Genomic DNA, 14974 nt, shown 5'->3' with positions numbered 1-14974 from the left:
AGGATGACGAAGGTTTGTGCCGAGCATGACGGGGCAATGCCGGTCCCCAAAACCCACGCAAACAAAACCCCGAAAGCGGGGGGCGCTTCCGGGGTCGCAAATGTTTCGCAATCAGTGTGCGGTCAGTCGGCGACGGTGACCAGTGCCTTGTCGCGCGCAGCAGCGGCCTTCTGGACGGCGTCCTGGACCTTCTCAAAAGCGCGAACCTCGATCTGGCGCACCCGCTCGCGGCTGATGCTGAATTCGGTCGACAGGTCTTCCAGCGTGATCGGATCGTCACGCAGACGCCGCGCCTCGAAGATACGCCGTTCGCGCTCGTTGAGCACGTCGAGCGCGCCCTGCAGCATGGCTCGGCGGCCTTCAAGCTGATCCTGTTCGACCAGCATGTCTTCCTGGCTCTCGGATGTGTCGACCAGCCAGTCCTGCCATTGGCCGGATTCGCCCTCGGAAGCCTTGATCGGCGCGTTCAGCGAGGCGTCGCCTGCAAGCCGCCGGTTCATCGAAATCACTTCGGCTTCCGAGACATTGAGCTTGGTGGCGATTTCAGCCACCTGGTCGGGGCGCAGGTCGCCATCCTCGACAGCCTGAATCTTGCTCTTGACCTTGCGCAGGTTGAAGAACAGCCGCTTCTGGTTGGCGGTGGTGCCCATCTTGACGAGGCTCCAGGAGCGCAGAATGTATTCCTGGATAGAGGCCTTGATCCACCACATGGCGTAGGTGGCAAGCCGGAAACCGCGTTCCGGATCGAATTTCTTGACCGCCTGCATCAGCCCGACATTGCCCTCGGAGATCACTTCCCGATCGGCAGGCCGTAGCCGCGATAGCCCATGGCGATCTTGGCGACCAGCCGGAGATGGCTGGTGACGAGCTTGTGCGCCGCCTTGGTGTCCTCATGTTCGAGGAAACGCTTGGCGAGCATGTATTCTTCCTGAGGCTCCAGCATGGGGAACCGGCGAATTTCCGCTAGGTAACGGTTAAGACCGTTCTCGCCTGCGGAGATTGTTGGCATACTTGATTGGGCCACAACAGCACCCTTTCTCCCGAATTTCAGCTTCCTGACGGCAAGCTTCCCGGCTCGAACCGGACGATGCGTTCGAACCTGTCTAGGTGTCATCTAATTGTGGCGAAACCCGGGATCAAGGTGCAAACGGCTCACGCTCGCGTGATTGCAGGGGTCCCGCCGGTCAGAGGCTTGCAAAAGCCAGCCGCAATTCTTCCATATCCGGCGGCAACGGTGCCTCGAAACGCATGGTTTCGCCACTTGCCGGGTGCTCGAATACCAACAGAAATGCGTGCAGCGCCTGACGCGAGAAGGCGTTGACGGTCTCGCGGACATTGTCGGGCAGCCGGTTGGCCTTGGTCCGGAAAGCGCCGCCATATTCGGCATCGCCCACCAACGGATGGCCAATATGGGCCATGTGCACCCGGATCTGGTGGGTGCGACCGGTTTCGAGACGGCATTCCACCATCGAGCCGGCGCAGGATCCGTCGGGCTTTTCCTCATAGCGCTCGGTGACCAGATAATGGGTCACGGCGTGGCGGACATCGTCGCCGTCATCCTTGCGCACGGCGCGGCGAATGCGGTCGCGACCGCGACCAAGGCTGGCATTGATGGTGCCCTTGAGCCCGTGCGGCTTGCCCCAGACGAGCGCCTGGTAGGCGCGCTCCAGCGGGCCGGTGAGGCCATGGTCAGCGAATTGTTCTGCGAGATGGCGGTGGGCGAGATCGTTCTTTGCCACCACCATCACACCGGTGGTGTCGCGGTCGAGCCGGTGGACGATGCCGGGCCGGCGCACGCCGCCAATCCCCGACAGGCTGTCGCCGCAATGGTGGATCAGGGCGTTGACCAGGGTTCCGGTCCAGTTGCCGGCGCCGGGATGCACCACCAGACCGGCCTGCTTGTTGAGCACGATCAGGTCGGCATCCTCATACAGGATATCCAGCGCGATATCCTCGCCCTGCGGAATCGGGTCCTCGGGCTCGGGCATGACCAGTTCAACCTGGTCGCCCGCCTGGATCTTGTGCTTGGCGTGGGTGGCGGTCTTGCCGTTGACACTGACCGCGCCGGCCTCGATCAGCGCCTTGACCCGGCTACGAGAAATGTCGGGTTCGAGCGTCGCCGCCAGCCAGACATCAAGCCGGCCTTCGGCATCTTCGCCCGCCACAAGGATTTCAGGCGCCGCGTGGGGTTCCCTATCGGGCTGGGCTTCGGTAAACGGTGTCGCGTTCTTCAATTTCAGGGTCCGCCCGGCAAGGAATGGTAATGTCGCAAGTCAACGAGGACGATCTCGACGAAAAGCCGCTTGATCCGGATATGGAAAAGGTGCGGCGCAAGATGGTACGGCTGCTGGCCGTGTCGATCGCCATCATGTTCATCGGCCTTATGGCCGTGCTGGGCGCAATTGTCTATAAATTCACGCGCAGCGACGATTCAAATGTTGCGGCCAAGGTACCTTCCAGCTCGTCTATGACGGTGCCCGCCGATGCACCGGTCGAGGCCGTGGCGGGGCTGCCGCAGGGGTTTACGGTCGAAAGCGTGTCGCTTGACGGCACCCGCATCGGGTTTTTCGGCCGGGCCGAGGATGGGTCGCGACGGCTGATCATTCATGATTTGTCGGTGGGCCGCAATGTCGGCGACATCGTCGTGATCAACCGCTGAGCATGACCGCGCCGGCGCGCCTGACGCCTGTTACCGACCCTGCAGATCCGCGCATCGCCGAATTTACCGCGATGCGCGATCGCGATCTGGCGGGGCGCGGCAACCGTTTCATCGCCGAAGGCCGGGTGGTGCTGCAGGCGCTTGCCGACGCCGAGGCAGATCACAAGCGGTTCGTGATCGAAAAGGTCCTGATCCTGGAAAACCGTGTTGCCGGGTTGAGCGAGCTGATCGCGCAGCTCGATCCGGACTGTCCGGTCTATGTCGCCGGGCGTGAGGTGATTGATGCGGCCGTCGGATTTGCCATGCATCGCGGGGTTCTGGCGCTGGGGCGGCACCTGCCGGTGGCGGGATTGCGTGAATTCATTTCCCGATTGCCGGAACAAGCATTGCTGGTGGCGGCCTGCGGCATTGCCAATCATGACAATATCGGCGGCATCTTTCGCAATGCCGGGGTGTTTGGCGCCGATGGCGTCGTGCTCGACGATAGCTGCTGCGATCCCTTGTACCGCAAGGCTATCCGGGTTTCGGTCGGCGCGGCGCTCAGGGTTCCGTTCTGCCGCGGCGGTTCGATTACTGAGCTGGTGGCCGAATTGTCGAGCCACGGTTTCGAGGTCGTCGGATTGTCACCGCGCGGCACCGAAGCGCTGAGCGATTTTCAGCCTGGCCGCCGGGTCGCACTGCTGGCCGGAACCGAAGGCGAGGGATTGCCCGAGGAAATCATCAACCGGGTGAAGACGCTCAGAATTGAGCAGGCGCCAGGGCTCGACAGCCTTAACGTGGCGACAGCGAGCGGCATTGCGTTGTGGCATGCGGCGAGCCGGATGGGCCGGACCAGTCGCTAACTGCGATCGCGCCGAAAGCCGCTGGAAATGGGACAGATCGACCCGGCGCATTTGTATCGATTGGGCGAAATACGAGACTGATCTGATCCACCCAGGATAGTGCACGGGCAGCCGCCTCAGTGGCTGGCATCCAGCATCTGGCGGGCACGGTCTGCAAGACTCGGGCCTGAATTGCTCGCCCGGTTGGGCTCTTCGCTGCCTTTGAGAATCTTGCGAATCGGTGACGCGGGCCCATCACGGCTGGCGGTCAGTTCCACCATCATGGCGGCGACGGCGGCAATTTCGCGCCGCAGGGCTGCATCATTGCCGCTCTTGTTGGCTTTCATCAGCCGCTCGATCAGCGCTGCCTGGCGGGCGCGAAGCCGGTCGATTTTTTCATCCTCGGACAGATCTTCGGCAATATCGTCCGCACCTTCGAAGTCGGCAGGCTCGTCATCGCTGTTGTTGGCGACGTCATTGTCGTCACGGCTTGTCGCCAAAACCGGCTGCGACGCATTCTCCACCCGACGCTCATTGGTGGTGGCGCGCTCGGGCTTGTCGGGTACCCCTGCTGCGCGTGCAGTCTTCTGGGCATCCCTGAGGTCGCGTTTGACTGACCTCAGTTCGTTCGACATGTCCTTGTTTTTCTGTTTGTAGCGCTCGACATCCGCGCTGCGTCGGTCCAGCGCATCTTCGCGGTCCGTGAGCTTTGTGATGGTGGTTGCCAGCTTCTGCTCGATCTCGGCGAGACGAGTTTCCTCGCGGTTCAGGCGGAACGACAGATCCTGGTTTGCCGCTTCGGTTTCCTTGAGCGTTTCACGCAAAGCGCGGCGTTCGTCGCGCAGCTCGCGGATCTGCGATTTGAAGTTTTCCGCTTCGGTGTCGAGCGTCACCAGATCGATGCGCATCTCCTCGATTTCGGAACCAAGGCGGTTGATCTGATCGTTGCGGTGCTCGATTTCATGCTGGCGGGCTTCGGCCAATCGTGTTGCCACACCCAATTCAGCGGTGAGATTGATGATCTCTTCCTCACGCTTGTGCAGGTCGGCGCTGAGATCACGAATACTGGCATCCTTGGCCTCGATCGTCTGTTCGGCGTCGATTTTTTCCGCGCGCAGAGCGATCAGGTTTGCGGACAGTCGGGTGGCGCGGGCGCTCGCTTGGCTGAGTTCATCGCGGCTGTGCCTGAGGTCGACCGAGATCTCGCGCGTTTTCCGCCGCATAAGCAGCGCGCGCCATATCCTTCTCGGCACGGATTTCGGCAGCCGAGAGCGGCACGCTTGCGCGCATGCGCCTCTCGGTGAGGGTTACCACGCGGCGCTGAATAATGGGCGCGATGATCAGCGCCACCAGAGCGGCGGCAAGAAAACCCAGAGCAAACAGCAGGACAAACTCAATCACAGTGGATCCATCTTAACAAAAACCGGGCCGATGTCGTCGCGTCTGAACCAGGAAACAAGCTTTAAGCATGACAGACCCACCTCGGCAAGCAGCTGCTCCATTGCAGGTCATTGCTGCACACCCGGTCAGGTTCAAATTGCCGTGTCATGGCCGCAAACTTTGTCGGTGTGGGAGGTTGGTCAGACCGCGGCGGGGTGAGGCCAGAGGAGAATTTGCTGTAAAGAAAAAGCAGCCGTTGCGGCTGCTTCATCCTGTGGCTCCAGACTAATTGTCAGAATGGATTCCAAGTCGGCGCCGTTGTCATCTTGAGATAGCCGACATTGATGCCGAGACGTGCGCCGACGCCGGTCCGGATCGGAACCACCAGAACGCCATCGCGCTTCAACACGGTCATGCCAAGGCCTGCAATCACGTAGGCCGAGCCGGAAACGCCGCCAAACCTGCCATACACGCCTTCGACGCTCGGCAGATTGTAGACCAGCATCATGGTCCGGTTGCCGCTGCCGCCGTAGTCCCAGCCCAGCGACGGTCCCTGCCAGAAGACATCGTGCTGGCCGGCGTTCTTGGTGAACAATGCGCCTTCGCCATAGGTCAGGCCGCCGATGAAGGCGCCCGAGGCTTCCTGGCCGAGGATATAGCCGTTGGGGAGCCCGTAGGACTGAAAGGCCTTCTCGACAATCTTGGCGAGGCCGCCCGAGGTGGACCCGAAGAAGCCGTGCCCCGCGTCGACGATTTCCTGTGTTGTGTATTGAGATGAATTTGCCGCCGTCTGGGCATGGGCGCTGGGTGCCAAACCAACAACGACGAGCAGCGACAGCAAAAATGAGGTGATGGCGCAAAGGTAAAGGCGGGACGCGATCATGGGGTCCACTCCGTTGACAAGGCGATAGATACCGCAGGAAAGATTGATCACATTGTGGCGCGCCGATCTTAATAAGCGGTTTACCAAATGTGGTGTCTTTAGGGCGATATTCCTTCCGGTGCGGCGGGCGATAGGCCACCTTGCGGTCACCCGGCGGGAGGCGGCGCTTGCGATAAAACGCACCTGGTGCAATTTTGCTGTCACGACAATTCGGCGCGCGGGGCGCGCGAACAGGAGATTTCGATGTCGAAGAACCACAACTTGACCTTGGCAGGCCCAGACCTGGCTGCGCTTTTGTGCAGCCGCGTGTGTCATGACATCATCTCGCCGGTCGGGGCGATCAACAACGGGCTCGAACTGCTCGATGAGGGCGGTGCCGATGCCGACGCCATGGACCTGATTCGGACCAGCGCGTTCAATGCCTCGGTCAGGCTGAAATTTGCCCGCCTTGCGTTTGGCGCATCTGGCTCGGTGGGTGCGTCGATTGATACAGGCGAGGCTGAAAAAGCGGTTCTCGATTATGTGTCCGCAGACAAGAAGACCGAAGTGAAATGGAGCGGCCCGCGGGCGATCATTCCCAAGAACCAGGTCAAATTACTGCTCAACCTGTTCCTGGTCGCCTATGGAGCAATTCCGCGTGGCGGGGAAATCGATGTTACGCTGGAAACACCGGAAACCGATCCACGGTTCCGGCTGGTCTGCAAGGGCCGGATGGTTCGAGTGCCGCCAAAATTCCTCGAAATCTATTCCGGTGACCTCGACGAGGCGATCGATGCCCATTCGATCCAGCCCTATTACACTGTGCTTCTGGCACAGGAGGCAGGATTGACGCTGGCCTGTTCGGCAAATGCTGATGAAGTCGTGTTTACCGCCCAGCGCACAGAAGCGACGCCGGCCTGAATTTGATCAGAGCGTTGCCGGGAACCCAATCCTTTCGGCAACGCTCCGTTAAGCCTGTCTGATTACGGAATCTTTGCTTCCTCACGCTAGTCTTTCAACTATACCGACGGTTCTCGCTATTGGAGCTGTCAAAAGACATAGCAAGAGGAGAGCCGCCATGCGCCGCTTGATGATCGCCGATGATTCCGCCGTAATCTGCAAGGTAGCCAAGCGCATCCTGACAGGTCTGGATTTCCTGGTCATTGAGGCATCAAACGCGGGCGAGGCGATGATCATGTGCGATGCGCAACTGCCCGAGGTTCTGCTGGTCGACGCCGGCATGACCGATGCTCTGGATCTGATTTCCTCGGTACGGCAGATGGATGGCGGCAAGAATGTGCGCATCCATTACCTGATGATCGAGAAAGATTTCAAGCAGATGATGGCCGGCAAGCGCGCGGGCGCGGATGATTTTCTGCTCAAGCCGTTCGACCGTCGCAGCCTGACCGAAGCTTTTGCTCCCTACGCGGTTGCGGCCTGACCGACTTTCGGGGCTGGTGTTTGCCAAGCCCTTGGCTTGGGCTTTTCCAAATTCATGCAGCAAAAAACCCGCCATGTCTGGCGGGTTTTTTTGTCTCAGTTATTGCGCCTGAGAGAAATCAGGCACTTTCCCGAATTTCGGCCTCTTCCGGCTCGCGCAGCACATAGCCACGGCCCCAGACCGTCTCGATGTAATTCTTGCCACCAGCCGATGTGGCCAGTTTCTTGCGCAGCTTGCAGATGAAGACGTCGATGATCTTCAATTCCGGCTCGTCCATGCCACCATAAAGATGGTTGAGGAACATTTCCTTGGTCAGGGTCGTGCCCTTACGCAGCGAAAGAAGTTCCAGCATCTGGTATTCCTTGCCGGTCAGATGCACCCGCTGCGAGCCGACTTCCACGGTCTTCGCATCGAGATTGACGACCAGGTCGCCGGTGGTGATGACCGACTGGGCGTGGCCCTTGGAACGCCGAACGATGGCATGAATACGTGCGACCAGTTCATCCTTGTGGAATGGTTTGGTCATGTAGTCATCAGCGCCGAAGCCGAGCCCGCGCACCTTGTCCTCTATGCCTGCCATACCGGACAGGATCAGGATCGGTGTCTTGACCTTTGAAAGCCGCAATGTCCGCAAAACCTCGTAACCGGACATATCCGGCAAATTGAGATCGAGAAGGATGATGTCATAATCATAAAGTTTGCCGAGATCGACGCCCTCTTCACCCAGATCCGTGGTGTAGACGTTGAAGCTTTCAGACTTCAGCATCAATTCGATGCTCTGCGCTGTGGCGCTGTCATCCTCGATCAATAAAACCCGCATATTTGTCCCCTTTTCCGCCGCCGAAAGGTCATCCTGATCCACTTGTGCGATACGGATCCAGTCGTTGCCTGATTTGGAGGCTGCCATGGAATGGTTAACAAATTCTAATCGGGTTACGCAACCAATATCGAATTGTTAATTATCACGGGCAAACTCCTGATTCATATTTGGAAATCCCTATCAATCTTGTTGATGTGAAACATGAAGAAACATCATCAACTGATTCAAAGGACTCTACAAAGCAGGCCGAAAAAACATGTTTTCCGTTTACCCCGCCTTAAACCATGACCGTTAGTATTAACGATGCCCGTAAATGAATGGTTACCGTGGCGGTAAAAAAGTTAACGCTATGGTCATTTTTTGAGACAGCGGGTGCGGCGCTTGTGCCGGAGTTGTGAATTTTCAGTAACCGGGGTCTCGCATCACGGGAGTATTGCGTATGAAGTCGCGTGAGAGCCATGTTCGCCTGAAACAATTTCAGGTCAACGAAAAAACCCGTCAGCTTGGGCAGATCCAACTGATGATGGCGGAAATGGAAAAGATGGCGGCCGAGCTGGAGTACCAGATCACCGCCGAGGAGAAAAAGGCCGGCATCACCGATCCCTCCCATTTTGCCTATCCAACCTTCGCCAAGGCGGCGCGTCAGCGGTCGGACAATCTGCAGAATTCAATTCGCGAATTGAAAGTGCAGCTTGATGCGGCCGAGCTCGCGCTCGAAGAGGCACAGGCTGACTATGATAAGGCGGCAGCGCTTGAAGAGCGTGACGCCGGCCACCGGTCCACCCGGGCGGTTTGACGGCCAGGGCCTTCGGGGCCTGAGGAAACGATCATTTCATGGTCAGGCGCGGGCTCAAGCTCGCGCCTGCGATTGAATGTGTGCCGCGGTCAGACCCGTTAATGCGGGCAGGGCCAATGCACTCGTGTGGCTGATTGGCGCTGCGGTCAGACGACCGCGTCGCGCCATTCCGGATGGCGCTGTGCCTGGGCTTTGAAAAACGGACAGAGCGGGATGATTTTCCAGCCGCCGGCACGGGCGGCTTCAACGGCATGTGCGGCAAGCGCCTGACCCACGCCCTTGCCGCGCAAGCTGTCGGGAACGCCGGTATGATCGATGATGATCAACTGGGGTGACGTCCGTGAATAGGTCATTTCGGCTTCAACGCCATCGAGGCGGGCAATATAACGGCCGCCGCTCGGTCCTGTTTCCTCGGTGATTTGCATGACAGTCCCCCATTTGCCAATTGGCGTTGATCTCGGATATGGAGATCAGGCGGCACCGGATCAAGTTCACAGGAGAGACAATGCGTTGGATGCTTGTGGCGGCGCTTGTGCTTGCGCCGCTTTTTTCGGCCTTGGCGTGGTGTTGCCACTGGTTCGGTTTGAAACGCTGTATTTTTTCGATCAGTCGCCATCGCTCCTGGGCGTGGTCGCGGCGCTGTGGACCGGTGATGATGCGGTGCTGGCGATTGTGGTCGCACTGGTGTCGTTGGTGTTTCCGGTGATCAAGATGCTGGTGATCACCACCGAAGCACTGGGACAGCGGCCCGAATCAGCGCTGGCGCAGGCGGTGCTGCCGCAGCTCAGCCGTTGGTCGCTGATGGATGTGGTGTTGGTGGCGCTGGTGATCGTCGCGGCGAAAACCGGTGGAATCGCCAGCGCGTTCTCGCAGCCCGGTCTGTGGTTTTACGCCGGCTCCGCCTTGACGGCGGCACTGGCCCATGGACTGGCGGGACGAGCCTCAGCACAGTGAACCGACGGTGTTTGCCGTCACGCCGGTTGCCTAACCGAAGCGCGTATCTTTGAACCGCCCCCGGAAGGGGACGGGATTGAGATACGGGACGGAAAAGTGACGGCAGTGCGGCTCAGTGCCGGTATTGCTGGATGCGCGTGGTGCGCAGACCGGCAAGGCCATGGTCGCTGATCGACGACTGCCAGGAGAGGAACTCCTCGACAGTTAACGTGTAGCGTGCACAGGCCTCTTCGAGACTGAGCAGGCCGCCGCGGACAGCGGCTACCACTTCTGCCTTCCGGCGGATTACCCACCTTCGGGTGTTGGCTGGCGGCAAATCGGCGATCGTCAACGGACTCCCGTCGGGGCCGATCACATATTTGACGCGGGGTCGTACCATATCGGTCATTGGACTCTCTTACACACTCAAGACCTACTGACCTGACCCTACAGGCGTGGGTTTAAAATTTGCCTAAGGGCCTGACAAGGTTTCGGTAATCTTTGGCACAGGGGGCAAAACGGATGGCCCGCGACCGCAAGTCGCGGGGGGTGTCTTGTTGCGTGCGGCTGCAAACCCTATAAAGGGAGTGTCCGGAACGGACATATTTGCAACCGCTTGATCAGCGCCTTGAACGCTGTTGAATGACGGGAAAGACAGTGAACAATCTCGATATAGACAAGGATCCGCGCGATACGCGGGTAGTGGTCGCCATGTCTGGCGGCGTGGACAGTTCGGTCGTGGCCGGGCTTCTTGCCCGTCAGGGCTATGATGTGCTGGGCGTGACGCTGCAGCTTTATGACCATGGCGCAGCCGTGCACCGGGCCGGCTCCTGTTGTGCCGGGCAGGACATCGATGATGCCCGCCGAGTCTGCGAAACGCTCGGTATTCCGCATTATGTGCTGGATTATGAAAAACGTTTTCGCGAAGCGGTGATCAACCCGTTTGCCGAAAGCTACGTGGCGGGCGAAACGCCAATCCCTTGCGTTGCCTGCAACCAGACTGTCAAATTCGCCGATCTGCTGGCGACGGCGCGCGATCTGGGCGCCGATGCGCTGGCGACCGGGCATTATATCCGCTCACGGGCCAACCCGGTTCCAGGCCATCCGGGCCGTCGGGCGCTTTACCGGCCGGTCGATGCGGACCGCGACCAGAGTTACTTCCTGTTTGCCACCACCCAGAACCAGCTCGATTACGTGCGCTTTCCGCTTGGCGAATTGCCGAAAATCCGCACCCGGGAGCTCGCTGCGGAAATGGGTCTGACGGTAGCGCAGAAGGCCGACAGCCAGGACATCTGCTTCGTACCGCAGGGCAATTACGCCACCGTGATCGAGAAACTGCGCCCCAATTCGGCGCTGGCCGGCGAGATCGTCCATATTGACGGGCGTGTGCTGGGCGAGCACCCCGGCATTGTTCATTTCACCATTGGCCAGCGCCGCGGCATTGGCGTGGCAACTGGAGACCCGTTGTATGTGGTGCATCTCGATGCGCGCTCGCGGCGGGTGATTGTCGGCCCGCGCGAACTGCTTGATACGCGCCGGCTGATGCTGCGCGATGTCAACTGGCTGGGCGATATGGATCTGGCCGAGCTTGGCGCGGACGGGCTGGAGTGCTTTGCCAAGGTGCGCTCGACACGGCCGCCAAAGCCGGCCGTGCTGCGGTGCGTTGACGGCGAAATCTCGGTCGAGCTCGTCGAGGGCGAAGCCGGTGTCGCGCCGGGGCAGGCCTGTGTGCTCTACTCGGCCCCGGGTGACGATGCGCGGGTGTATGGCGGCGGTTTTATCAGCCGTTCGGAACGCTCGCCCGCTGCCGAAGCCATGCTTGCCACCCTGCTGCGCCCGGCGGCCTGAGCGGGCCTCCCGTTGAAAATTCCGCCCCTGACTTTACAATCGGGGGCGGGAAGCTGCCTTCAATCGTGGCGGACGCTGCCCTCCGAGAGGATCTCGATCACCGCCAGACCATCGGCCACGCGCGTGCGCGATGGGGCACCGGTACGGATGCACTCGATGAAATGGCTGCATTCACGGGTCAGCGGCATACCATCGGCGATGTCGACATATTCCGGATCAACCATTTCCGATTGCCAGCCGGATTCATCCTCCCACAATTTGTGGTGATAGATGGCCAGTTTCTGGTTCCAGGGCGCGACATCGTCAAACACAGCCATCGCCTTGGTGCCGATTACGGTGAGCTTGCGTTCGCGGTAGGGGTTGAGCCGCGAGGTGAAGACATGGCTGCGGATGCCGCCGGGAAATTGCAGATGCAGATGCGCAAAATCGGATAGCCGGTTGAGAATCGCCGAGCCGACGCCGCGCACATTGATCGGCTTTTCGCCGGTGATCGCCAGAATCAGTGACAGGTCATGCGGGGCAATGTCCCACAAAGCGTCGTTCTCGGCGTGAAACTTGCCCAGCCCCACACGATGTGAATGGATGTAGCGTATCGCGCCGAGCTCGCCCCTGGCGATCATCGCTTCAAGCGCCTCAAAAGCGGGGTGGAAGCGCAGCACATGGCCGGTCATGGCAACCAGATGCGGGTTTTGTGCCGAGGCCTCGACCACGCGCCGGGCATCGGCCACCGACAGGGCGATCGGTTTTTCGACCAGCACATGCTTGCCCGCTTCCAGCGCCGCAACCGCCGTGTCGGCATGGTATTGCGGCGGCAGCGCCAGCACCACAGCATCGATCGCCGGATCGTCAAACACTGTCTCAAGCTTGAGCGGCTTGACGTCATGGCGGGTGGCCAGCGTCCGGGTGCGGTCATCATGACGATCGGCGACCCCGTAGAGCACGCCGAGCTCGGACAATGTGCGGGCGTGGTTGGACCCCCAGTAACCGCAACCGATGACCACGACGTTGGGGGGAGGGGAGCTTTGCATGGGCGGATCTGGTCCTGTCATCTCGGGGCTGCGGAGTATGGCTCCGGAATTAGACCCGTTGGCAACGCAAGGCAAGGCGCGGGGCCGCGACCGAAAGCCCCAAGGCACGCGGCGGTGACCGTGAAACGGCACGCGCGGGAGTTATGGATGAATTGGCGTCGAAAAGCCCAAAGTACGCTTGACACCGGCAGGCGCCGCCCCTTATATCCCGCCCGTCCAGACCGGTTTTCACCGGCGGCTGGCGGCGGGGTAGCTCAGCTGGTTAGAGCAGCGGAATCATAATCCGCGTGTCGGGGGTTCGAGTCCCTCTCCCGCTACCAAATTTCTTTAATGAAATAAAATGCTTAGAGTTTGTTGCCCGCAAGGGCACGTCGCCAACATTTCTGAATGTTTGCTATCTACCATTTGCGAATGGCTTCTGGCCTGCCTCAGTTAAGTCAACGAACTTGGCTGGGGCGAGCGGGCACAGAGCGCGATGGTTCGGGCGTGACCAACATTTCCCGAATAGGGCACATCGGGGGCCGTGGCCCCACGCAGCGGGCTTGCCGAGATCGAAGTTGTGATGCTGTCTGGTGCCCGATGGGTGCGAAGGCTCAAGGAAGAGTTTGCCGCTTCTGGATTGTCCAGCTTGACCTACCCGTTTAGAGGCCACTGTCGAACTGCGTAATCGCAGGCATTCTTGTCGGAAGAGGAACCGAGCATTGGCGACATCTGCGGCTGGTCTCCACTGGTTAATCAATCAGGGATTGTGCGGTATTTCCTGCTGCAAAACCATATGAACAATAATTTCCTTCTTTGATATCATTGATGCTCTTCAACTATGGACGCGCAAGAACGTGAGAAATATAAATAATAACAATAAGATCCAGTTGAGGCGGCCAGAGTGCGGCGTCGGGAGTGTATTGCGTCCAGGCGGCCGCAAGATGCATAGAGAGCGCAGGCGCGCCGAAACGATCAACTGCCTGTTCAAGGCGGGAGTCGTCGATCGACGCGGCCCCGGCCGAAGCTTTGAAGCGGTCGAATACACCACCCTCGAATGGGTCGACTGGTTTAACAACCGCCGCCTGCTGGAACCCATCGGGAACATCCCGCAAGCCGAAGCCGACGCAAGCTTCTGAGCAGCTCTGGAAAGATCAGACAAGGCCGCTTAACTCAATCCAAACAACCTCCGGAAAACCTGAGGCGGTTCAGGATGCGAAAGAAACGGCATATCGCTCGCACCGAAAACAGCGGGAGAGGTTCAGGTTTGGGGTGCCACTCTACGGCCCATTCGTCATTTGCCACTCAGACCAAGAGTTTTTCAACCTTCTCGTGGTCCCATTCCATACCGATCCCGGGCGTGTTGGGTACGTGATAGAAACCATCTACGACCTTCGGCGGATCAACGAGAATGGCATCCGCCCAGTCAACATATTCAAGCCAGTGAGCCGTTGGTGTTGCGCACAGGAGATGGCCGCTGACTTCGGGCAGCAGATGGCTGGACATTTCCAGCCCGTGCGCAGCGGCAATGCCGGCAGCATGGATCCATCCCGTAACCCCTCCGATGCGGCCCGCATCTGGCATAACCCAATCAGTGGCGCGTTCCGAATAGGCCTCTGCCAATTCCGCCGGGCTGTTGAAATTCTCGCCGATCTGCATCGGCAGATTTAGAGTCTGGGTTATCTTGCGGTTACCCGCCCAATCATCATGACGGATCGGTTCCTCGATCCAATAGGCACCTTCGGCCTCGATTGCTCTTCCCCGCTGCAGGGCTTCAGTGACCGTTAGAGCCTGATTGTAATCGACCATGATCCTGATTTCATCGTCAAGACGGTTTCGAACCGCCCGCAGAACCGCCAGGTCCTCATTCAACGTGGGATATCCGAGCCTCAGCTTTGCCGCGCTGAAGCCGCCTTCCAGCAAGGCCTCGGCTTCGTCTGCTGCGGCTTCCGGCGACATTAACCCGAGCCCGCAGGAGTTATACGCAAGGATTGGCCTCGGACTTGAACCCAGCATCGTGGCAAGCGGTAGATTGGCCGCGCGCGCCTTGGCATCCCACAATGCCATATCGAGTGCGGCAAGCGCCATACGTGCGGTGCCAACGACACCCAGAAGCGCGAACCTGCGTTCCAGCAATGCTCCGATCGCAACGGGATCGACGAGTTTTCCTTTCACAACCTCGACAGCATCCTCAAGCAAGGCTGCGATCGCGGATCCTCCGCTCCTGCGGTATGTAAATAGATATGTTCGCCCTGTGATCCCCTCTTTGGTGAAGAGGTCTACCAACAAAAGGGGGGCGGACTTTACTTGAGCCGCGCTTGTTCCCAAGACAAACCGCAAGGGAACTTCGATCAATTGTGTTTTAACCCCATCTATCGTCAGCATTTTATTTACTCCTTCGTAAATA

At 59.4% G+C, this 14974-nt stretch carries 16 protein-coding genes, 1 tRNA gene and 2 pseudogenes; 9 read left to right on the top strand and 10 right to left on the bottom strand.

Going from position 1 to position 14974, the window contains the following annotated elements; all coding sequences use genetic code 11:
- Positions 1-122 precede the first annotated feature (122 nt).
- Positions 123-1024 (bottom strand): annotated as a pseudogene (rpoH, locus tag OEG84_RS10835) (RNA polymerase sigma factor RpoH).
- 160 nt (positions 1025-1184) lie between these two features.
- Positions 1185-2171: an RluA family pseudouridine synthase gene (locus OEG84_RS10830; RefSeq protein WP_425602910.1), complete on the bottom strand. Its 987-nt coding sequence runs from the start codon at positions 2169-2171 to the stop codon at positions 1185-1187.
- Between the two features lie 92 nt (positions 2172-2263).
- Between OEG84_RS10830 and OEG84_RS10825 the strand changes: the two genes are divergently transcribed.
- On the top strand, positions 2264-2659 hold the full coding sequence (locus tag OEG84_RS10825) for a hypothetical protein (RefSeq protein WP_267653766.1): 396 nt from the start codon (positions 2264-2266) through the stop codon (positions 2657-2659).
- 2 nt (positions 2660-2661) lie between these two features.
- Positions 2662-3501, top strand: coding sequence for a TrmH family RNA methyltransferase (locus OEG84_RS10820; RefSeq protein WP_267653765.1), 840 nt, complete (start codon positions 2662-2664; stop codon positions 3499-3501).
- Between the two features lie 116 nt (positions 3502-3617).
- Here the strand turns inward: OEG84_RS10820 and OEG84_RS10815 are convergent, their stop codons facing one another.
- From OEG84_RS10815 to OEG84_RS10805, 3 genes are all read right to left on the bottom strand, one after another.
- Positions 3618-4703, bottom strand: a complete 1086-nt coding sequence (locus tag OEG84_RS10815) for a coiled-coil domain-containing protein (RefSeq protein WP_267653764.1) — start codon at positions 4701-4703, stop codon at positions 3618-3620.
- Complete coding sequence (locus tag OEG84_RS10810; protein ID WP_267653763.1) at positions 4651-4881, bottom strand: hypothetical protein; 231 nt, start codon at positions 4879-4881, stop codon at positions 4651-4653. Before OEG84_RS10810 ends, OEG84_RS10815 begins: the two co-directional genes overlap by 53 nt.
- Positions 4882-5152: 271 nt before the next feature.
- Positions 5153-5743 carry a DUF1134 domain-containing protein gene (locus OEG84_RS10805; RefSeq protein WP_267653762.1) on the bottom strand — a complete coding sequence of 197 codons (591 nt, stop codon included), beginning with the start codon at positions 5741-5743 and terminating at the stop codon, positions 5153-5155.
- 243 nt (positions 5744-5986) lie between these two features.
- On the opposite strand from OEG84_RS10805, the gene chpT reads away from it, so the two are divergent.
- The gene (gene chpT / locus OEG84_RS10800; protein WP_267653761.1) at positions 5987-6643 is read left to right on the top strand and encodes a histidine phosphotransferase ChpT; all 657 of its coding nucleotides are present in this window, start codon (positions 5987-5989) and stop codon (positions 6641-6643) included.
- A gap of 157 nt (positions 6644-6800) precedes the next feature.
- Positions 6801-7163 carry a response regulator gene (locus tag OEG84_RS10795; RefSeq protein WP_267653760.1) on the top strand — a complete coding sequence of 121 codons (363 nt, stop codon included), beginning with the start codon at positions 6801-6803 and terminating at the stop codon, positions 7161-7163.
- A 118-nt stretch (positions 7164-7281) separates the two neighbouring features.
- Here the strand turns inward: OEG84_RS10795 and ctrA are convergent, their stop codons facing one another.
- Positions 7282-7983 carry a response regulator transcription factor CtrA gene (ctrA, locus tag OEG84_RS10790; protein WP_267656163.1) on the bottom strand — a complete coding sequence of 234 codons (702 nt, stop codon included), beginning with the start codon at positions 7981-7983 and terminating at the stop codon, positions 7282-7284.
- Positions 7984-8422: 439 nt separating this feature from the next.
- Between ctrA and OEG84_RS10785 the strand changes: the two genes are divergently transcribed.
- On the top strand, positions 8423-8779 hold the full coding sequence (locus tag OEG84_RS10785) for a flagellar export protein FliJ (RefSeq protein WP_267653759.1): 357 nt from the start codon (positions 8423-8425) through the stop codon (positions 8777-8779).
- Positions 8780-8925: 146 nt separating this feature from the next.
- Here the strand turns inward: OEG84_RS10785 and OEG84_RS10780 are convergent, their stop codons facing one another.
- Positions 8926-9204: a GNAT family N-acetyltransferase gene (locus OEG84_RS10780; RefSeq protein WP_267653758.1), complete on the bottom strand. Its 279-nt coding sequence runs from the start codon at positions 9202-9204 to the stop codon at positions 8926-8928.
- Positions 9205-9340: 136 nt separating this feature from the next.
- Here OEG84_RS10780 and OEG84_RS10775 point away from each other — a divergent pair, with 136 nt between their 5' ends.
- The gene (locus OEG84_RS10775; protein WP_267653757.1) at positions 9341-9733 is read left to right on the top strand and encodes a paraquat-inducible protein A; all 393 of its coding nucleotides are present in this window, start codon (positions 9341-9343) and stop codon (positions 9731-9733) included.
- A 112-nt stretch (positions 9734-9845) separates the two neighbouring features.
- Here OEG84_RS10775 and sciP read toward each other — a convergent pair whose 3' ends face one another.
- Positions 9846-10121: a CtrA inhibitor SciP gene (sciP, locus tag OEG84_RS10770; RefSeq protein WP_267653756.1), complete on the bottom strand. Its 276-nt coding sequence runs from the start codon at positions 10119-10121 to the stop codon at positions 9846-9848.
- Positions 10122-10354: 233 nt separating this feature from the next.
- Between sciP and mnmA the strand changes: the two genes are divergently transcribed.
- Complete coding sequence (mnmA, locus tag OEG84_RS10765; protein WP_267653755.1) at positions 10355-11560, top strand: tRNA 2-thiouridine(34) synthase MnmA; 1206 nt, start codon at positions 10355-10357, stop codon at positions 11558-11560.
- Positions 11561-11619: 59 nt separating this feature from the next.
- Here mnmA and OEG84_RS10760 read toward each other — a convergent pair whose 3' ends face one another.
- Positions 11620-12588 carry a Gfo/Idh/MocA family protein gene (locus tag OEG84_RS10760; RefSeq protein WP_267653754.1) on the bottom strand — a complete coding sequence of 323 codons (969 nt, stop codon included), beginning with the start codon at positions 12586-12588 and terminating at the stop codon, positions 11620-11622.
- A gap of 243 nt (positions 12589-12831) precedes the next feature.
- Here OEG84_RS10760 and OEG84_RS10755 point away from each other — a divergent pair.
- Both OEG84_RS10755 and OEG84_RS10750 read left to right on the top strand, forming a co-directional pair.
- Positions 12832-12908 (top strand) — tRNA-Met (locus tag OEG84_RS10755).
- 624 nt (positions 12909-13532) lie between these two features.
- Positions 13533-13706 (top strand): annotated as a pseudogene (locus tag OEG84_RS10750) (IS3 family transposase); the annotation flags it as partial.
- Between the two features lie 166 nt (positions 13707-13872).
- Here the strand turns inward: OEG84_RS10750 and OEG84_RS10745 are convergent.
- Positions 13873-14952, bottom strand: a complete 1080-nt coding sequence (locus tag OEG84_RS10745) for an enolase C-terminal domain-like protein (RefSeq protein ID WP_267653753.1) — start codon at positions 14950-14952, stop codon at positions 13873-13875.
- Positions 14953-14974: the final 22 nt, after the last annotated feature.

The organism is Hoeflea algicola, from assembly GCF_026619415.1.
GTDB classification, from domain to species: Bacteria; Pseudomonadota; Alphaproteobacteria; order Rhizobiales; family Rhizobiaceae; genus Hoeflea; species Hoeflea algicola.
Note: the sequence above shows the minus strand (reverse complement) of the source record. Positions and strands in the feature narration are given on the sequence as shown.